17 protein-coding genes are annotated in these 18604 nt (G+C 42.2%); all 17 read right to left on the reverse strand.

Features of this window, described 5'->3' with window-relative positions; translation table 11 throughout:
* Positions 1-150: 150 nt before the first annotated feature.
* The 17 genes from Q0625_RS01260 to Q0625_RS01340 all read right to left on the reverse strand — a co-directional run bounded on the left by Q0625_RS01260 (position 151) and on the right by Q0625_RS01340 (position 18434).
* Positions 151-660, reverse strand: coding sequence for a DUF3408 domain-containing protein (locus tag Q0625_RS01260; RefSeq protein WP_004359024.1), 510 nt, complete (start codon positions 658-660; stop codon positions 151-153).
* Positions 648-962 (reverse strand): helix-turn-helix domain-containing protein, encoded by a 315-nt coding sequence (locus Q0625_RS01265; RefSeq protein ID WP_004359023.1) that lies wholly within the window; start codon positions 960-962, stop codon positions 648-650. The genes Q0625_RS01260 and Q0625_RS01265 overlap by 13 nt, the downstream gene beginning before the upstream one ends.
* 20 nt (positions 963-982) lie before the next feature.
* Positions 983-1252 carry a helix-turn-helix domain-containing protein gene (locus Q0625_RS01270; protein ID WP_004359021.1) on the reverse strand — a complete coding sequence of 90 codons (270 nt, stop codon included), beginning with the start codon at positions 1250-1252 and terminating at the stop codon, positions 983-985.
* A 380-nt stretch (positions 1253-1632) separates the two neighbouring features.
* Positions 1633-1821 (reverse strand): hypothetical protein, encoded by a 189-nt coding sequence (locus Q0625_RS01275; RefSeq protein ID WP_144005928.1) that lies wholly within the window; start codon positions 1819-1821, stop codon positions 1633-1635.
* A gap of 94 nt (positions 1822-1915) precedes the next feature.
* Positions 1916-2401: a DUF1896 domain-containing protein gene (locus Q0625_RS01280; protein ID WP_004359020.1), complete on the reverse strand. Its 486-nt coding sequence runs from the start codon at positions 2399-2401 to the stop codon at positions 1916-1918.
* Between the two features lie 55 nt (positions 2402-2456).
* Complete coding sequence (locus Q0625_RS01285; protein WP_004378883.1) at positions 2457-3740, reverse strand: site-specific integrase; 1284 nt, start codon at positions 3738-3740, stop codon at positions 2457-2459.
* Positions 3741-3752: 12 nt separating this feature from the next.
* Positions 3753-5006, reverse strand: coding sequence for a site-specific integrase (locus Q0625_RS01290; protein WP_004359018.1), 1254 nt, complete (start codon positions 5004-5006; stop codon positions 3753-3755).
* A 257-nt stretch (positions 5007-5263) separates the two neighbouring features.
* Positions 5264-9091 (reverse strand): N-6 DNA methylase, encoded by a 3828-nt coding sequence (locus tag Q0625_RS01295; RefSeq protein ID WP_298823095.1) that lies wholly within the window; start codon positions 9089-9091, stop codon positions 5264-5266.
* Entirely contained in the window at positions 9078-9551 is a 474-nt protein-coding gene (locus tag Q0625_RS01300) for a DUF1896 family protein (RefSeq protein ID WP_002676212.1), read from the reverse strand. The genes Q0625_RS01295 and Q0625_RS01300 overlap by 14 nt, the downstream gene beginning before the upstream one ends.
* Before the next feature lie 40 nt (positions 9552-9591).
* The gene (locus Q0625_RS01305) at positions 9592-10455 is read right to left on the reverse strand and encodes a type IV toxin-antitoxin system AbiEi family antitoxin (RefSeq protein ID WP_298823096.1); all 864 of its coding nucleotides are present in this window, start codon (positions 10453-10455) and stop codon (positions 9592-9594) included.
* 174 nt (positions 10456-10629) lie between these two features.
* Complete coding sequence (locus Q0625_RS01310; protein WP_298823097.1) at positions 10630-12747, reverse strand: type IA DNA topoisomerase; 2118 nt, start codon at positions 12745-12747, stop codon at positions 10630-10632.
* A gap of 32 nt (positions 12748-12779) precedes the next feature.
* Complete coding sequence (locus Q0625_RS01315) at positions 12780-14339, reverse strand: DUF3945 domain-containing protein (RefSeq protein ID WP_298823098.1); 1560 nt, start codon at positions 14337-14339, stop codon at positions 12780-12782.
* Between the two features lie 53 nt (positions 14340-14392).
* Positions 14393-14734 carry a helix-turn-helix domain-containing protein gene (locus Q0625_RS01320; protein WP_009389008.1) on the reverse strand — a complete coding sequence of 114 codons (342 nt, stop codon included), beginning with the start codon at positions 14732-14734 and terminating at the stop codon, positions 14393-14395.
* Between the two features lie 69 nt (positions 14735-14803).
* Entirely contained in the window at positions 14804-16882 is a 2079-nt protein-coding gene (locus Q0625_RS01325) for a bifunctional DNA primase/helicase (RefSeq protein ID WP_298823099.1), read from the reverse strand.
* Complete coding sequence (locus tag Q0625_RS01330; RefSeq protein ID WP_298823101.1) at positions 16854-17264, reverse strand: helix-turn-helix domain-containing protein; 411 nt, start codon at positions 17262-17264, stop codon at positions 16854-16856. Before Q0625_RS01330 ends, Q0625_RS01325 begins: the two co-directional genes overlap by 29 nt.
* Positions 17265-17608: 344 nt before the next feature.
* On the reverse strand, positions 17609-17884 hold the full coding sequence (locus Q0625_RS01335; protein WP_016419155.1) for an RteC domain-containing protein: 276 nt from the start codon (positions 17882-17884) through the stop codon (positions 17609-17611).
* Between the two features lie 10 nt (positions 17885-17894).
* On the reverse strand, positions 17895-18434 hold the full coding sequence (locus Q0625_RS01340; RefSeq protein WP_298823100.1) for an RteC domain-containing protein: 540 nt from the start codon (positions 18432-18434) through the stop codon (positions 17895-17897).
* Between the last annotated feature and the right edge of the window lie 170 nt (positions 18435-18604).

Consider the following 18604-nt stretch of genomic DNA (forward strand, 5'->3'; position numbering starts at 1 on the left):
GGGCAAGGGTCTTTGTGGTACAAATGGCAATTTGTGGTACAAAGACACACCTTGCTGATGTAGAAAATGGGATTATAAGCCCCTGCTGTGTTACTGCATTCATTGAATACAGTAACTCGGCGTAGGCTTGCATTCGAGGAATGCAGTAATTCAGAGTTTCCTCCATCTTTCCACATCTTCCTTGTATTGGTCGAGGTGTTCCCGCAGTACCTGTTCGACATATCCCGAAACGCTCGCTCCATGCTCACCGATTCTCCGCACCACGAAGTCTAACTTTCGTTGGGTTTCCTCTGATACATACACGGCTTTGCGGTGGCTGTTGCGAAAGGGCTGGAGATATTTCCCCTGAAACTCGGATAATTGCTTTCTGTCCTTTGTTTTTCCCATTCTTTGATGAAATTCTTCGGTAGAAGTAGCCCTTTCTGTTGGCGACAACGCTGTTTCTTGATAGGACGGTTGAGAAAAATCCTTGTTACTCTCCTTGTCATTTTGTTCCTCAACTTTATCAACAGGCTCAAACCTTCTCTTTTCCTCTTCATAATCGAAGGGCTGGTCAAAATCGGGTAACTCTTCGGGCTTGCGGAGCTTAACGCCATAATTTCCCATATCTCTAATGGCTTGTTCCAAGCGTTGTTTCCTTTTTTCATCTATTCTTGCCATAATTTCTTGGGTATCGGGTTATAGTGTTTTTCAAGCATGGCTTGTATGTCGCTCTGCTTGTAGAGTATCTTCCCTCCGATTTTGTAGAAAGGAAGCGTTCCTGAGTTTCTGTACTCTTGGAGCGTGCGTGTGCTGAGCCGTAATTGGCTGCAAACCTCCTCACCCGAAAGGTAAACCTCACCATTCAGCATCGGACGGGCGGTAGAGCAATACCGCTCCAACTTCTTCAAAGTGCCTTCCATCAGTTGTGAAAACAACTGCATCTGAGGGTCTTCCCGCGTAATGATTTCATTCTCTGCCATAATTCATTCATTCTTTGATTTCAATCCTTGACTGCATTCAGCATTTCACAGATGTCGGTCTGTTTGTAATAACACTTATGTCCAATCATGGAGAAAGGGATTTTGCCCGTATCTCGGTATGATTGTAGGGTACGCTTGCTGATGCCTAAACGCTTGCACACGGCTTCGTTGTCGAGCCATTGCTCGGTCTTGGGAGGATTACCGATGAGTTTTTCCACACGATGGATAAAGTCTGCAAATTCGGAGCGATGTCGCTCCCACGCTTTGCGGTCGATGATAATGAGTTTCATTGCCTTAATTTTGTTTTGATTACTTTATTGTTACTCAGCAAACAAACTGTTATGCAGTCCATTGCCGTACTTCTCGGGTGCAAAAGTAACCCCTCGGAAGCACCACTGCAAGAAATGAGGATAAGCAGGGAAATAGAGAGAAAGCAATAGAAAAACAAAGGAAATCCGTCTGTGTTATTGCGGTAATGAGATGAGGTGCCGGCTCGTTCCTTTTATTATCTTGTTGTTTTATCGATAATTCGATAGTTCGACAAATCGAGATGTCGAAGTGTCGATAGATAGTTTTATCGATAGATTATTTTGACGATATATAGTTTTGACAACAGATAGTCATGACAACAAATTGTACAAACAATAGATTGTCCGTATTATCGTCAGTCCTATCTGTTGTTAGTTGTTACGCCTTGCGTCCAAAGAGCCTGAGTATGCCGTATTCTTGTCGTGCCTATACTCTCTACGGCAGCCCAGCCCTGCAAGGTTGGGAGAGATGAATACGACCGCATGGATATAGAAAATGGCAATACCACCTTGAAACAGAGAAATCCTGCGGTGGAGATTCTTCTCTCCATCCGCAGGACTCGACCTTGTCAGGGCAGACAGGCTGCCGTTGTACCTTTGCACGATAAGAAACGGCATCAGGAACTTTGCGTGCGCCGCCTTTGCCTACAACGCCTTCAGGCTTGCTTCCTCCGTCAGTCTGACCGTTGGCAGATTGTTGCTCTCGATGAGCAGCACTATCGTGCCTGTCAGTTCGGTGTAAAGACGGCCGTATTGCTCGTCAGAAGCCAATGTGTCCGTCAAACCGAACTTGTCGAATGTGGCTTGAACAGCCTTGTTCGACAACAGTATAGGTACGAGTTTCTCTGGGAGCGGTGCAGGAAGTTCCCTTTCAAACTCGTTTTCCAACACGGATATAAGCGTATCGTACTTGGAAAAGTGCAAGCCTTGATACAATGCCTCGCTTGCCATGCTCTCCGCTTCAATGTGTGTAAAGCCTTGTGCTACAGCATCGCAGTAAACTGTGAGAGCCATATCTGCCCGTGCAGTGATAAACTCCGTATCTTGCAACTTTTCGGGGTGATGCTCACTCATGTAACTTCTTAACTTCAATCGGAAGTAGGAAAGTTCCTTTTTGTTCTTCTGTTTCATTGTTTTTCTTGTTAAAAAGTTGGACTTCTTTTTTTTGAATCATTCATTACGGCTGTTACATCCCAATTATGGGACTTGACTTTTTCGGTGTTCTTGACGGACACAGCCGTAAGGCTTTACGCAGTACCCTTGTATGCTCACTACCCATCAGGGGTTGCATTTCCTTGGCAATCTTGCTCTTGGTCACCCGTGCATAAATCTCGGTCGTGGAGATGAAGCGATGCCCCAGCATCTTGCTCACCGTCTCTATCGGAAGTCCGTTCTCCAGACAGATGGTCGTGGCAAAGGTGTGCCGTGCGGTGTGCGAGGTCGCTTGAGTATGCGGTGGCAGTCCTGCCTTAATACATATCTCCTGAATAGTTCTATTGAAATTACTGTTGCTGGGAAACTCTCGAAAGAAAAGCCCCTCCCTTCGTCCGTGGCTCACAATGGCGAGTATTTTCTCGGCAACGGGCAGCAACGGGACAATACTTCTGTTCTGTGTCTTTGTTCGACAGAGCGATATGTACCTACGCCCATCCCCGAATGTATAAACATCGTCCATTCGGAGTTTCTTTAAGTCTGAGAATGCCAGCCCCGTGAAACATCCCAAGAGGAAAATAAGTCTGCAATGGTTATCTGTCGAGCGGTGCGGACGGTAAGCCAAGAGTTTTTGCAGGTCGTCCGCCGTAAGTGCATTGCGCTCGTAGGTAGGCGTTTCTATGTCTATGAGTTCAAAAGGGTCTTCACGAACGTATCGCTCCTGCAATGCCTTGCGAATGACCTGATGCAAGTGGCGTAGGCGGTTGCCGACACTGCTTTCCTTGTTTCCCAAGTCCCGAAGCATAAAAAGGCGATAGTCCTCAAGCAAAGTCTTGTCCACCTCTGTGGGCATACAGTCTGCCCTGTCCCTTACTTGCAGGAAATGAACAAAACTCTTGTAGCTGTCCTTAAAAGCCCTGACAGTTGCCTTGCTTAATGTTCTGCCCTGCAATTCCTCCTTGTATTCACAAACGGATTGATATAGCTCCGTAAGTGTTGGCATGGGGCGACTTTGCTGCATATAACGCTCCTTGAGGTATTCCGCCGTGATATAGTTTTCTTCCCTTAATGTACGTTCATAGAGTGAATGCAAGCACTCTTCTATTGAGTTCAGTTGCAGATTGATGCCGCTTGAATTACCTGTTGTCGCCTTGATGCACCCTTTTCGGGCAAGCCACTCGTCGGGGGAAGTTTGCAACTGCGTGGAAAACGATGAGGACGTTCCATTACAGGTGATACGGCAACGGATTACGCATAGTCCGTCTTCATTGGTCTTGCTTCTATCTATGTAGAATAGTATGGCAAATGTACTTTTCATTGTTCTGCGGTTTTAGTTGGTCAGTTGATAATGTGCGAGTTGTGGAAGTATTTTCTCTATGTCCAGAAAGACACGCTCGGGAGATGTCTCCGCATACACTTGCGTGGTTTTGATTTGACTGTGTCCGAGCATTTTGGAAACGCTCTCAATGGACACGCCCTCCGACAGTGTCATCTGAGATGCGAAGGTATGCCGTGCCATGTGATAGGTCAGCGTTTTCTGAATACCGCAAAGCCGTGCTATCTTTTTGAGGTGTATGTTTACCGTGTCGCATCCGGGTATGGGCAGCAGATACCCCTTGGGCGGTTCGTGTCGGAAAGCCCTCGTGTGAATGCCCCGATAACGCTCGATAATGGCAGTGGCTTCGGGAAGTAGGGGGATGTGGCACACGTTGCCCGTCTTTATTCTCGGCTTGCGTATCCAAGTCATTCCCGCTTCGTGAAAGACGTGCTGCTCCGTCAAGTGATACACGTCGGTATAGGAAAGCCCCGTCAGGCAGGAGAAAAGGAACATATCCCTCGACACTTTTTCATAGCCTTGCAATTTATCTTCTCCCAAGGCTGCGATAAGACCTACCTCCTCCCTTGTGATGTAACGTGGAGTACCCACTTCCCAACGAATGGAATGGTTGATGAAGGGATAGGTGTCAATGATGTGCCGTTTATGCAGGTCTTTGAGCAAGGAAGCCAGCATGGAGAGATAGCCAGCCGAAGTGTTGAGCTTGAATCCCTTTTCTTTGGCGAAGTAGTCCTCCAAGTCTTTGATAAAGGCGATGTCGGCTTTCTGCACGGGAATATCCTCCACACGGTAGCGATACCTGACGAAGTTTGCCAGATGCTTGTGAAAGAGCAACAGGCATTTTAGTCTGCGTTCGCTGCGGTCTATGCCCACACGCTCACGGAAGCGGTCGATATACTCGTCTGTATGATGCAGCAGTCCTTGTGACTCACTGTTCAGTCCGAATACAAGCTCCCGTACTCGCTCTGCCGTGATGGGAGCATCGGATTTACCCGAAAGAGACTCATAAACCTTGTGTATGCTCACCTGAAGGCGGTCAAGTTCCTTGTTTACCGATACGGCTTCGGCACTCTTGCCCAGCAGTCGGTTTTTGCGACTGTCCCACAAACGAGGAGTACACGAGCATTTGCAACTGAACTGTACCATAGAGCGTCCTGCGCTGATGCGTCCCATGATGGGACTTTTTCCGTTTTTGTCCTGCGTACCTCTCTTGAGGTAGAAAAGCAGCTTGAATTTTTCTTTTTCCATTGTTTTTTACTTGCAAAATTACACTTCTTTGAGGAACTTTGAACGATGCAAAACATTGATAATGAAAGAGAAAACTCCGTTTTAGTTACCACTTTCAGCCGTCCTTTTCCTTTCATCGTTTTTCGAACGATTTGGTAACTGAACTCCCTCCTTTTCGCTCCCTTTTCTGCCTGTTTCCTATGATGCAACCCTAAGAAGAAACAAGCAATATCCGCTGTATTTCAGTCAGATATGAGTTTTATGCCATTTTCTGCTTTCTACTCCCATACTTCGGCATAAAACTGCGCTAATTCGGGTACTTTAATAAAGTAGCGGAAGCGTTCTTTCTGCACAATGTTATTAGCCACTGAAAATTCGTAATCGGTGGTCTTGCGGGCATAGATCGCTGCCCACGCATCGAAACAGTGAATTTGTTGCTTTTCTAAGGCTTGAGGACGCAGGTACTTAAAGAGCAAATAAAGCTCAGTAAGTGAATTGGAAATAGTAGTCCCCGATAGAAAAGTAGCCCCCATATCCTTGCCAGTGCGCTCTTGAATAGTTCGCAAGGCAAAAAGCAGGTTGAGGGCTTTTTGACTGCCTTGAGAGTTTCCCAATCCTGCCACTCTATCGTGCCTTGTATTGAACATTAAGTTTTTGAACTTATGGCTTTCATCTACCAAGAGGTGATCAATGCCCATCATCTTAAAATCTACTGTATCATCGGTGCGCTCATTGATGTCGTGTTCTAAGGTTTTGAGCTTTACTTCTAGGTTTTCTTTACGCTTGTACATTCCTTTAATCATCGCACGAGAGACTTCACTGCCTTGTTTTTCCAACTGCCAAAGACTCTCTTCAACATCTTGGAGTTCTTCTTGCAAAATGCTCTGTTGCACCTCGGGGGATTGCGGTATCATCTTAAACTGGTCGTGGGTGAGAATTACGCAATCCCAATCATTGTTTTTGATGTCTCCAAAGATACGCAAACGCTTTTGAGGGGTAAAATCCTCCTTGCCAGGGTAAAGGATTTTAGCAAAAGGATAGGCACGGCGATAGGTCTCGGCTATTTCGTGTACATTGGCTTTAAGCCCTATAATCATCGGCTTGTGTGCCAATCCTAAACGCTTCATCTCTTGAGCAGCACAGCACATAATAAGGGTTTTACCAGCACCTACCTCGTGGTCGCAAATCGCCCCATTGTTGAGCTTTATCATCCAAATAGCATCTTTCTGACTATCATACAAATCCTCTATGCCTAAACTCTCTCTATCAAGTCCAGGGAAGGACTGAAAAGAACCATCGTACTGCGGACGTACAAAACAGTTAAAAGACTGATTGTACTGCTCGGCCAAGCGGTCTTTAAACTCCTGACTCTGCTCTAAGAGCCACAGAGGGAAAGCATTGCGTATTTCATCAATCTTGCTGTTTGCCAGTTGAATTGCCTCCATATCGCGCACCTTGACTTCCTTGTCGTCTATCTTTATTTTCTTAGTAATATCAGGGGTGGTATTTACCAAGGCGTTTTTGAAGAGGGCAATACCATCGTAGGTTCTGCTCTCACTTTTTACAGCGTATTTCTCCCAGATATGTAAGTTCTTTTGTCGGCATTCTACTGAAAACTCATCGGTTTGAGCGCTGTATTGCACACCTACCTTGGTATCGAAAAGCGAAGAGGCAAAATCACTATAGATTTGTGGGGAGATCCAACGCTCGCCCAAGTTAAAATCCAACTCTTCAAAAGGAATAGGGGTAGGAATTACCTGCCTGAGTCCCTCTAAAGCGTGCTCAATTTCTGATTGCTTAGGATGTTCAGGGTGAGTATTTTGATATGCTTCTACGGCTTTGATTTTAGTAAAGACATCCCCCGCTTGCCACTTTTGGGCAATTTGGTATTCGTCCTCTATAGGATTGTAAAAGAGTTTGCCCTGTAACTGCGCTTTGACTTCTTCCTCATTGGTGTTAGAAAGCTCAGCTATGTAGGGAATATCCACCCGCCCCAATTCACTTAGGGAAGTGAGTAGTGCCTCTTCAGCAGAAATGTTTTCATTCTTCCTCAGAGAGAATACCACAGGCTTGTGAAAGATATCTGCCTTTTGATAAACACCGTTTTTGATACGCTCTAAGTAAGGGATTTCAGCGCCTGAGGCATCGGTTTTTATTAGCTTGATATTATCAGCACTATTTAGCCGACCATAGTTCTTGACAAAAGTATCGTAAAGGGCGTTAAGATTTTCTCTTTCCGTAGGATAAGGGGTATAGGTGGTAGCCTCTTTATGGTACAAGTTGGCATAAGCATCACGCAGAGCGATATAGGCAATGGCTTTTTGCCTTTCCAAAGAAGAAAGCGCAAGAGGCACAAAGGTAGCAGCTGTTTTGTTCTTATTGAGATCTTGCAAAAAGCCCACCGTATCGGCTTGTACTACCAAAGTATCTTCTCTGAAATGAGGTAAATATTCTCCCTCAAAAGGTACAGGTTCTTTTAGTAATGATACCGCAGGAGGTGTGTAATACAATGCAGGAGAAGCTTTTGAAAGCACCTCTGTTTCATTCCCTTGATTGACAGGATAAGTAAAAGAAAACAAGTCTAACTTTTGAGCATTCCCTAATTGAGAGGTAGTTGTTTTCTTCTTTGTTTTCTTTTTAGCTCCTGTGGGTATAGTAGGGACTGTTTTTGCTGAAATGTTGGGAGGGCTCGCTAAAGTAGCGGTGGCTTCCTGCTCTGATAGAAAATCAAAGAGACTTAGCTGAACGACTTTGGGTTCAATTTTTTGATTCTTAAGTTCTTTTGACTCTTTAGAGATGAGATTAGTATTGGAAATAGCAAAGGAAGGCTCGTTGATTTTGCTTTCAATTTCAATAAATTCTTGCCGTTCAACCTTTTTTACCTCAATTTCCTTTACCTCATTTTTTTGTGAATTAACCTCTTGTAGCTTAATTTGTGTTGCTTGGCTTTGTTGTGCTGTTTCAGGCGATAGATAATGTGCTTTAAAATCGCTTAGGATTCTTTCTTTTACCTCCTTGGCAATACCTTCTACTCCTTCACTATGGGTATAGACCATTGCAGGATGTCCGTATAGGTTGGTGCCTGCAAGAGCATCCGTACAAATAACGTTTTCTCTTTGTGAAAGATACTCGTTTTGTAGCATCCCCTGTGGTAGCCTTGCTGTATTGCAAAACTGCTCTTCTATAGGGTTTAAAGCGCCTCTTTGACTGTCTTTTTGAAGGATAATAAGATCACTTCCTGCTTCGGTACCTGCATAATCGGTAAAGAGGTTGTTAGGCAGGCGCACGGCAGAGACAAGGCGCGCATTGGAGAGCATCGCTTGGCGGATAATCTCATTTTGAGCACTATCGGCTACCCCTTGGGAAGTTATATAGGCAAGGATTCCTCCTTCCTTTACCATATCTAAGCCCTTTAAGAAAAAGTAGTTATGCACCCTACGGGAGGCTTGTGCCTTAGCAGGATCGCTACTACGAGAGTAACTCAAATCAAAGACAGCGGTATCGGAAAAAGGGATGTTACTGGTTACTAAATCAAACTGGTTCCTTTTCAGTGGGCTGATTTGTTCGAAGCCATCGATATGTACTTGCTCCTGAGGGTAAAGATGAGAGAGCACCTTGCCTGTGAGTAAGTCCTTTTCAAAGGCAGTAACCGCAAGAGAGGGGTGCTCTTCTTTAAAAGCACGGATAAAATTGCCTCCTCCTGCCGAAGGTTCTAACATTGTTTGCAGAGGTACGCCTGTTTCCTTTATTGCTGAAGCGATAGCCGAGGTAAGACGCATTGGGGTATAAAAAGCCGTTAGCACAGAATTTCTAAGGCTTTGTACATAGTTTTGGTATTGCCTTTCATCAGCGGAATGTTCTCTAATAAGGGCATACAGACTCCTTACATCTTGCCAAAAGACTTGGTCAGCTTTTGCCCAGTACTTTAAATCAGCTTCAGACTGGTGGGGATTGAGGATAAACTTCAATCCCCCGAAGCCTGAATAGTGTTGTAAGAGTTCTCGCTCTTCTTGGCTTAGAAGCGTGCGCTTTTGCTTCTCTAAATCGAAAGCCAACGCCAGTGCACGAGCATTGCGATTAAAGCTCAGTCGTTTAAGATATGCCATTTTCTTCTATCCATAGTTCGATGGCACCCGTAAGTTCTGTGTAGAGGGATTGATAGGCAGCGGAGTGCTGAAAATCCTCATCGATTTCATTCTCGTACTTTTTAAAGTAAGGAACCAGTTCTGGGAAGATTTTTAGAGCAAAGGGGCGCAAATCCTCATCGGCTAATTGAGTATCAAACTCCTGAGAAACGACCTCAAAAACCATATCAAAGGGAGAGAAGAAGAGCCCATCGAAGAGTACTCCTGAGGCTATTTTATCACATTCAGGAATACTGATACCCGCCTCAAAAGCCTCTTGGTAGGCTTGGGCTGCATACTCACTTCTGTCCTTGATAAAGACAGTGTCTGCTAAAAGATTAGGAAAGCTCGTTTGTAACAGCTCTTTGAGTCTTAACTCGTAATAAGACAATGACCCTAAGGTACTGTCAGTGATCTGGGGTTTGGTTTGTGTTTCTTTCATTGTTAAAATTACTTTTAATGGGTTCAACAAATTTTAATTTTTACAAAGTGTCGTTCTGCAAAGATATATTTACCACGATTTTCCAAATAGGGCAAAAAGGCTCTCCTCCCTTTTCAGGGACATCTGTTTTTAAAAGGGTTCTTCTAAATTTTTTCCCTGTGCTAAGAACTCTCTCTTTGAGCCTCTCGGCTAGTTCTTCCTCCTTGATAAAAGAAAGAACATAGCCCAAGCGCTGGAAAATAGAGACAGGTGTAGAGAGGATTACCTCTGTAGGAAGCCCTTGCCAACTCAGATGTTTTTTAATCCTTTGAATTACCTCTACTGCTTTTTGAATGCCTCCTATCTCTTTTTCATAGAGGAGCAAATCAACCGCAGTGAGCTCCAAAGAGGCTACCCGCAAAGTTCTTTCCCCTATGGAAAAAGGTAAGGTTTTTCTTTTTACTCCTATTTCTCTTAAGTTTTTGATATCCTTTTTGACAAGGTAACGAATCTTACTTTGTCCCCTAAAGGAATCCCTCAGCGGAGGTAAGGAGGTTATCACTGTAATTTCATTTGCCTGTAAAGCCTCTTTGGGAGATAGATGTACTTCTACTGCACTGAGCAGGGCTACATAGTATTCCCTTTTTAGGTGTTGCATCAGTGTTTCAATGTAGAAATAAGGTTTTCCCTCTTCTCTGATAGCTTTGTTATCAGTAGCATTACCAATGTCCACAAAACGGACGATGCTATAGATGCCATTCCAAAGTGGTAGGAGCTTTCCTTGCTTTTTAAGTGTCCCTAAAGTATTGAGAATAGTTTTTTCTTTAAGGTGAGCAAATACCTCTTTTAGCTCCTGCATAGAAAAGCTGTAAATACCCTTTTCCTCCAATGATTGTATCCACTTTCGTATGGTTAGTCCCTTCATATTGAAAATATATATCGTTGCAAAACATTTGCAAAAGTACTATATTATTTCTAAAGAGCAAATATATTGAAACAAAAGTTATCAACAGGAGGACTAAACTTCACTTAGGCTATGGTACATAATCCGTTGTGTTAGCTCACAGACTTTCTTTACTGAAAGTTTACCTAACCTTTGTTAGTATTTTCGCTTTTTGAAAGTTTTCTCAGGAAACTCAAAGGCAGTTTCACCATTTTCTTTCAGACGTATATAGGCATCGAAAGTGCTGCCTGATTTGCTTTTCATTCCTTTTATCAGAGGTGTTTTTCCTTTTTCAAAGAGCGTTTTGAGCAACTCATCAGTAAGAGGTTTGCCACATACATTCCTAAAAAGCACATAACCACAGTCCTCATCAGGGCATTTGGCTACCTTTTCAAACAGTAATAAGGAAGCATTTCTGCATTTAGGACAGGTGATTTTGAGTTTTTCTTTTTGGGGTATATCCATAGCCAAAAACGTATCAGTAAGACTATGGGTATAGGCTTCCATATTCGAAGAAAAACTATCGGGAGAGAGCTCTCCTTGTTCTATCTTTTGCAATTGACTTTCCCATTCGCCTGTAAGGGCAACATCGGCTATAGTAAGTGATTTTACCCACTCATATACCTGCATTCCTTTATCGGTAGGAATAAGAGACTTTTGTTTGCGTTCAATATAATTGCGCTTTAAAAGCGTCTCAATAATAGCGGCACGTGTGGCTGGAGTACCTATACCTGCTCCTTGTAATAGTTCACGTTGCGCCTTATCTTCTAAGGTCTTTCCTGCTGTTTCCATAGCCCCCAACAGTCCTGATTCGGTATATAAAGCGGGAGGTTGGGTGGTTTTAGAAAGGATTTCAACGGCTTTAATCTTTATACTTTCTCCTTGTACAAGTTCAGGCAGCACTTGATTGCTATCACCTTCATTGTCTTTTTCACTGTCTTTGGCAGTTTCATCAGAGTAAAAACCACCGATAGCGCGCCAACCCGCTTGTAACACTTGAACACCTTTTACCAAGAAGTCAGTGTGCAGAGCCTCCAGTAGAGTCTTTTGCACTTCTTTTACACAGGGTTCAGATACCGCTTCCAAAAGTCGGGTGGCAATCATTTTGTAAATAGTGTTTTCTTTTGCTGTAAGGTTGGTAGGAAAGCGCTCAGTAATAAGAAGTCCGTGATGGTCTGTTACTTTTAAATCATTAACCATCTTCTTATTCAGCGCCCCAATTTTCACAAGTTTAGCTTCGTTGGCGTATGCCTCACTTTCTTGTAACAAACGTATCAGCTGTGGGATTTCTTCCCATACATCCTCTGAGATGTACTTACTACCAGTACGTGGGTAAGTAATGTATTTTTGTTCGTAGAGACTTTGAGCGATTTGCAGGGTCTCATCGGCTGAAAAGTTCCATTTTTTATTAGCTTCTTTCTGAAGACCTGTTAGATCATAGAGCAAAGGAGGTTGTTCTTTTACCACTTCTTTTTCAGTGGAAATCACCTCGGCCATAGGAGACTTTTCTAATTGTTTTTGTAAGGCTTCAGCTTCCTTTTTATCCTCAATTTTAGCTGAGATACTGAAAAAATCAGTATAGCTTTTTTGGTGCTTGAGTCGCAATTGGTAAAAAGGTTTCTTTTGAAAATGTGTGTGCTCTAAAAATCTTTTACAAACCATTGCTAAGGTAGGTGTTTGCACCCTACCTAAGGAATAAATCCCTTCACCTACCGCTATACTCAGGGCTTGGGTAGCATTGATACCCACCAGCCAATCAGCCTCACTACGCTTTTGAGCAGAGGCATACAGCAAATCAAAAGCACTTCCTTCTTGCAGATTGGCAAGTCCTGTTTTGATACCTTTTTCGGTTAAGGAGCTAATCCAAAGCCTTTGAAAAGGTTTTTGACATTGCAAATATTCATAGATATAGCGGAAGATCAGTTCTCCTTCACGACCTGCATCGGTGGCTACAATAATGGAACTACACTTCTTAAAAAGGCTATCAATGATTTTAAGCTGTTTTAAAGCCATAGGGTCTGACCTGTAGCCTTTCTTATCCTCAGGAATTTGTTTGGGTACCAAGATAAAGGGGCGAGGTAGAATAGGTAGGTGTTCTCTGTGAAATCCTACACAACCATACGCCTCTGGAAGGGCTAATTGCACCAAATGACCCAGAGCCCAAGTAACGGCATAATCATTACCTTGCAAATACCCATCTTGTTTTTCACTTGCCCCCACTATAGCGGCAATTTCTCTTGCCACACTGGGCTTTTCTGCTAATATAACTTTCATTTTTCTACGTGTATTGAGGTTAAAAATTAGAGTTATACTTTGCGTCCCTTGGACTTCTTAGCAGTTTCTTTTTGAGCTGTTTTTTCTGATTGCTTTTGAGGGCGTTTTTCTTCTTTAGCTTTAGAAGTTTCAGCTTTTTGTTTGGTAGAAGAAACTTTATCAGTAATGTCCTTTTGAGGATTGTTAAAGCTCATCTCTACCTTGCCTTTGTCCTTGTCAAAAGTAAAATAACCGCTATAAGTTTTACCGGCTTTGCTCTGTAAACCTTCTAAATAAATAGGATTACCCTTGCTCAGTTCCTTGTGTTGCTCTTCGGTAAGAGTTACCCCTCGTATGACTGTAGGAGCCTCAGTGAGTTTCTCTTGATTAGCGAGTTTAGGAGCTTTGTCTTCAAAGAGAAATTCCACATAACGCTTGTCGGCATTGAACTGCACGGTTGCGTTAAAAGGCTCTCCTTTTTTAGAGGTCATTCCCTCGACAAACAGAGGCTTGCCTTCTTTGAGTGTTTGTTTTTGCTCCTGGGAGAGTTTGACTCCTTTGATTTCATCGGGGACTTTGATGTGTTCACTGCGCAAGGCAATGATTTCATTGGTGAGCTTGTCAATACTGATGATAGAAGGGATTTTCTCCCCTGTTTTGCTATTGGTAAGCTCAACCGTACGTCCCATATTTCCTGTGGTAAGCAGGTTCTTTTTATCCTCTTCTGAAAACTCGTGACCAAAGAAAGGATAATCCAATTGTGGTTCCTTGCGCATCCCGTGAATGGCTACTGCAACTTTTCCATCAACTTCCCTTAGGGACAAACGAGCATCAAAACGGGTTACTGTAGAGCCTAAATTGAAACTAATAGGCACTAGTTCATTGGTTTTATAACCTTTCAAGAGGGGCTCTAATAGGTTCCTCTTCTCTAAAGACTCTCGACTCACCCCTAAGTTTTGTAGCGTTTCCCAATCAATAGCATCAGGGTTGTACTTGAGTTCCTCTTGGGCAGGAGTATTTTGAGATTGTGCCTGAGCAGAAGCTTCTTGTGCTTGTGCCTGAGCAGGAGCTTCTTGTGCTTGCGCTTGAGCAGGAGCTTCTTGTACTTGTGCTTGAGCAGGAGCTTCTTGTACTTGTGCTTGAGCAGGAGCTTCAGGAGGGGTCTGAGCCACAGCAGTCTCTCCTTCTTGTTTTAGAGTAGCTGCTTTTTGCTCTTGTTTGATATACTGCTCAGGAGATACTTCGTACTTCTTGAGGTATTCCTTACCCTTTTCAGTGAGCTTTGCCAAATGGTTTTGGAGTTTTTCTATCGTATTTACCGATTTTTCTATCGGTATTTTAAAGAAAGAAAAACGAGAAGGGTTCTGGACTTGACGCATAAAGTTGCTAAAGAAATTAGATAGCATATTACCTTGCTTGTCTACTTTCATAAAGTCATCTAAGGATTTGCTGTCAGCAGGAGCCGTTTTTAACTCTCCTTTCTCATCAATTCCTTTTACAGCCTTGAGCTGTTTTTCTTCTTTGTCAAATACCAGTAGGATATCAGATAGTTGTTCATCCACTGGGATTTGATTGTCGTAATTTGCCGTATCGGCGTGTTGATTTTCTGCCATTATTTAAACATCTTTTTTAATTTGGGGGTAAAATTACTCCCTTTGTAAGACGTCTAAGAGAGGCTGTCCTTTTTAGGCATAGTATTTCCGTTTTTGGCTTTTAAGGCTGTTACTGGCACACTGAAATGTTCTCGGATAAATTGATGTACATCTGAGAGCTTGTAGTATATTTTGCCTGATATGGTATAATAAGGCAGTTTGCCATTGGAGCGATACCTCTGCAGGGAACGTGCAGAGATTTTAAAGGTGAGCATCAAGTCTTGATTATCCAAGAGTTCCTCACCATCCAAGCTGTTTTTGCGTTTTTCAGCTTTGTCTATTTGCTCTTTAAGCAAATCAAAACGATCCATAATGCGTTCCATCCACGCTATAAATTCTATTCTGTCGATTTCCATTTTTTATATTTATATTTGTTTAATACTTCGATTGTTAGGTCTTAATCTTAGAATATCTAAAAGTTCTTCTTATCCTTGTGAGTTCTTGTTATCCTCCAAAAGTTCTTTTAGCACACTGCCCATTCCTAAGAGTTGGTCATTTCCCTCTTGAGGGACTAAAATGCCCATTTCCTTTAAGGTACGGATATAACCTTTTGCGGTGCGTTCCTTTACATCAGTCCTTTTTTGAATTTCTATGTTCAGCTCTTGAACAGTCCACAAAGTTCGCTCTTTAAAAAGAGGAGAAACTAACGAGGCTAAGGTACTGGCTTTATTGGGTTTTTGGTCTTCGTTTTTCTGATTGCCTACATAACTATGCATTCCCAGCTCATTGTTCCATCTAAAAAGTATTTGTGGGGTATCGCTAAGACTGCCATTGCGTATTTTCATCGGTTTGACCGCTGAGATAGGACTGTTCTTCTCCCTTTCGATAGAAAGCACTGCCGTTGCTTTGCGTTGTAGTTCAGAGCCTAAATGACCACGGAGTTTAAGTCCGCTGGGGGTGAGGTGCAACACGCATACAATACAGGTTTTGTAGTTACCTGCCAAAAGGTAAAGCTCTTCTATGAGTTCCACGCTTTCTTGCTCGTTATTCACAGCTCCAATAAGGTCGGCTATACCATCGATGACCACCAAATGCACTCCTGCACATTGGTAGTAAAAACTCTCCAAGCCCTCACGAATGACCTTTAATCGCTCTCTGCGAGGGAGTTGGGTGAGGCAAAAGGCGTGTAGCAAATCAGGAAGAGAGGTTAGTTTAGCTCTTTTAAGCAGTTTGCTAATGTTTTGATAGAGCTGGTCTTGAGACTGTTCTGTATCGAAAAATAGCACCACTTTATCTTTGGGGCAAGGCAGTAGCGTTGTGCCCAATGTGTCAATAGGAAGGTTCTTACTGTTAAGACAACCTGCAATGAGGGCACTTACATAATGACTTTTGCCTGTACCTTCGCCTCCTGTAATACCCAATAAACTACTCTGTACTCCTACAGGAGTTCTGCCAATGGAGATGATTGTTTCTTGTTTTTGGGGAGGTTTATCCCACTGAATTTCGCAGTTTTTAAGTAGCGATAAGCTTTCTTCATAGTGTTTGCTAAGGGTCTGATAAAAGAGTTGCAATAGGTCTCTACCCATTTTACCTTGTGCAAAATAATCGGATATATCTTTATCCTTTTTAGTACCTGAAAGAGGTAAAACCAAACGGAATACTTCTAAAGGTGCTAATTGGGCTTGTTGCTCTAAAGAGGCTCTTTTACCTGTTTCGTCGCTATCGAACAAAAGGACTAAATGTCGGAATCGCATTTTTAGCTTTTGGAGTTTTTGTAAAGGAATGTGGGCTGTTTCACTATTGAAACAGATAGCCGAAAAGCCCCTGCTGGCTAAGCTCATTACATCTTTTTCACCTGCGGTGATAAAAAGAATATCGCCTTGTAGTGGTAGCTGAGACTCACCAAAACAATAGTTTTCGGGATTACCTCCATAGAGAAAGCGCAGTTTAGAAAAGGGACGATAGACCTTTAAATGCTTTTTAAAAAGGTAAGCAAACATCCACTCATTATAGGTGGAGGTGATAGTGTAAGGTTTGCCGTCTTTATTGGTGCTTGAATAGCTTTGCAGAGAGATCACGTTGTATTTGTTTAGGATTTCTTGGGTGATGCCGTATTTCTGCCAATAGGCTAATTCTTCTTGGGTAAAAGGTTTTTGGGTGAATTGGTAAGAGATAGATTTTTTAGTTTCTACTTGAGTGCTTTCTATGGTGATAGTGGGAGGTATTTGAGGTTTTTGTGTAATTATAGAGGTGGATTCCTCTAAACCCAGATGTAAATCTCGATTGATAATTTTTAGGATTTCAATAAAGTCAGAGGCATTTTGGCAATCCAATTGATAGAGGTAACCTACTAAGAAAAAACAGTCACCCCTGAAAGTATCGTTGCCAAAATCTTTCATCTTATAAATGCCTTGTTTGTCCTTATAGATATTGCAGGAAGCATTTTTATCGTCATAGAAAGGGTTTTTAAAGTTTTTACCTACCCGCCAGTTGCCTTGTAGATAGTGCTGGAAGACCTGTAGTCCTCCTTCGGTTCTACTTAAAATATCTTGCTTTTTCAACATAACCTTTGGCTTTTTGAGAGAGGGATTGCAGGTAGCTTTCAGTGTTTTCTACCGATTGACTGATAAGGAGTTTGCGAATGCTTCCCAAGGTATAGAAATACTGTCCATAGATTTTGGAGTAGGTGATTTCATTGCGTTTGCGCATTCGCCATAGGGTTTTCTCACTTAGGTGGAGATATTGACAGATTTCTTTTTGGTTGAGCCACAAACTATCCCACTCAATAGGCTCTTGTTTGAGTCGGTTTTCAATGCTTTGGAGTTGCTCCATAAGGGCTTTCCAAGCAGATTCTTCAATGGTGATTAAATTCATTGCGTATAGGGTTAAATTCTCGGCGGCAAAGTTCTGACAAATACCAAACATAAACAGCCAAGTACTACCTATTGAAATGTGCATTTTAACGCAGTTGAAGTGATTTTTATTTATTTTATTGGTTATGAGTGTATTACAAGATAATTGTAACGTATTTTTGGAGTATAAACTACTTTTATAGGAAGAAATGTCTAAAAAATGCCAATGGGCTATAATGGGCTTTTTTTCAGAAATGGAGGTAAAAGTGTGTTTAGGGAGTTTCTATAGAAGAGTTAAATTGAAAATAATAAATATAATTGAAAATAATGAATATAATATTTGATTATAAATCCTTCTCCCTAAAAAAGGGAAACTATCTATTTCCCTAAAAAACTGATTAAACAATGTTTAAACGTTTTTATTTGAAGTTAGCAAAACTACTTTTGGTCGGAGTTGTTTATATGATCTAGTAAAGCCGCTTTTAAAGCATCGAGGAAAGGTGTAAGGTTCTTTGAGCGTCCTTTCATACGATGAAAAGTGTGATACAGATCTCCCAATTCTACCTTGAAGAGCTTTTCAAATACCGCAGTTAGCTTCTTGATAGAAACTTTTCCTGATGAAATGCGATTGGTAGCATACAAACCATAGATTAGCTCTATGAGCTCGGTCTTTTGCCCTGTCCATTCTAAGAGATTTAGAATTTCTAAAGGCATATCTTCTTCCTCACGAGTGCGAAAAAAAAAGATAATCGGAGAGTTTCTTGGCAGCCCCTATCCTAGCAACTTCAAAGCTACGACAAGTAGAAAAGGCTCCATCAAAAGAAAACAAATACCCCTCATTGCTTTGAGGAAGGTAGTCGTAATTGCGAGTAAAATACTCTACATCGCGATTAGTTCTTCCTAAAGCAATGTAGCTAAAGAAATCGGTTGCTTCTAAAGTCTCTGATTCTTTAAACCATTGGGCTTCTTTGTCTTTTAGAAACTTTTTAGCTGCCTCAGTAGAGAGTAAAGTTGCTTTACTTTCTATCTGGTAGATCTCATTATAGAAAATGAGTCTGCTAACCATTTGAGGTTGTACCTCACGGAAGAAATGTATCTCTTCTGCTTGGTCCGTAAAACCTTGTTGCAGTACCTCTTCCTTGACCTTCCTTAAAAGGTCTTTTAGGAACTGTACCATTTCTAAAGATTCTTTAACCACGGCGGATCCATCCAGCGTGATTTGGCGTTCTCTTACAGCCAACTGATTCAAAATTTGTTGAAACATAAATTAAATATTAAATTTATTGCGCTATATTACGAAAAAACAATGATATACGCAAACTTAAAAAAATCTTCATTTTTTAAACAACTGGTTTGCAGGAGATTTACAATTAGCTCCACGCAAACATGCGCTGCTGCATAGGCTTCTATAGAAGCCTATGCAGCAGCGCATGT

The sequence above is a fragment of the uncultured Capnocytophaga sp. genome, assembly GCF_938029845.1.
Taxonomy (GTDB): Bacteria; Bacteroidota; Bacteroidia; order Flavobacteriales; family Flavobacteriaceae; genus Capnocytophaga.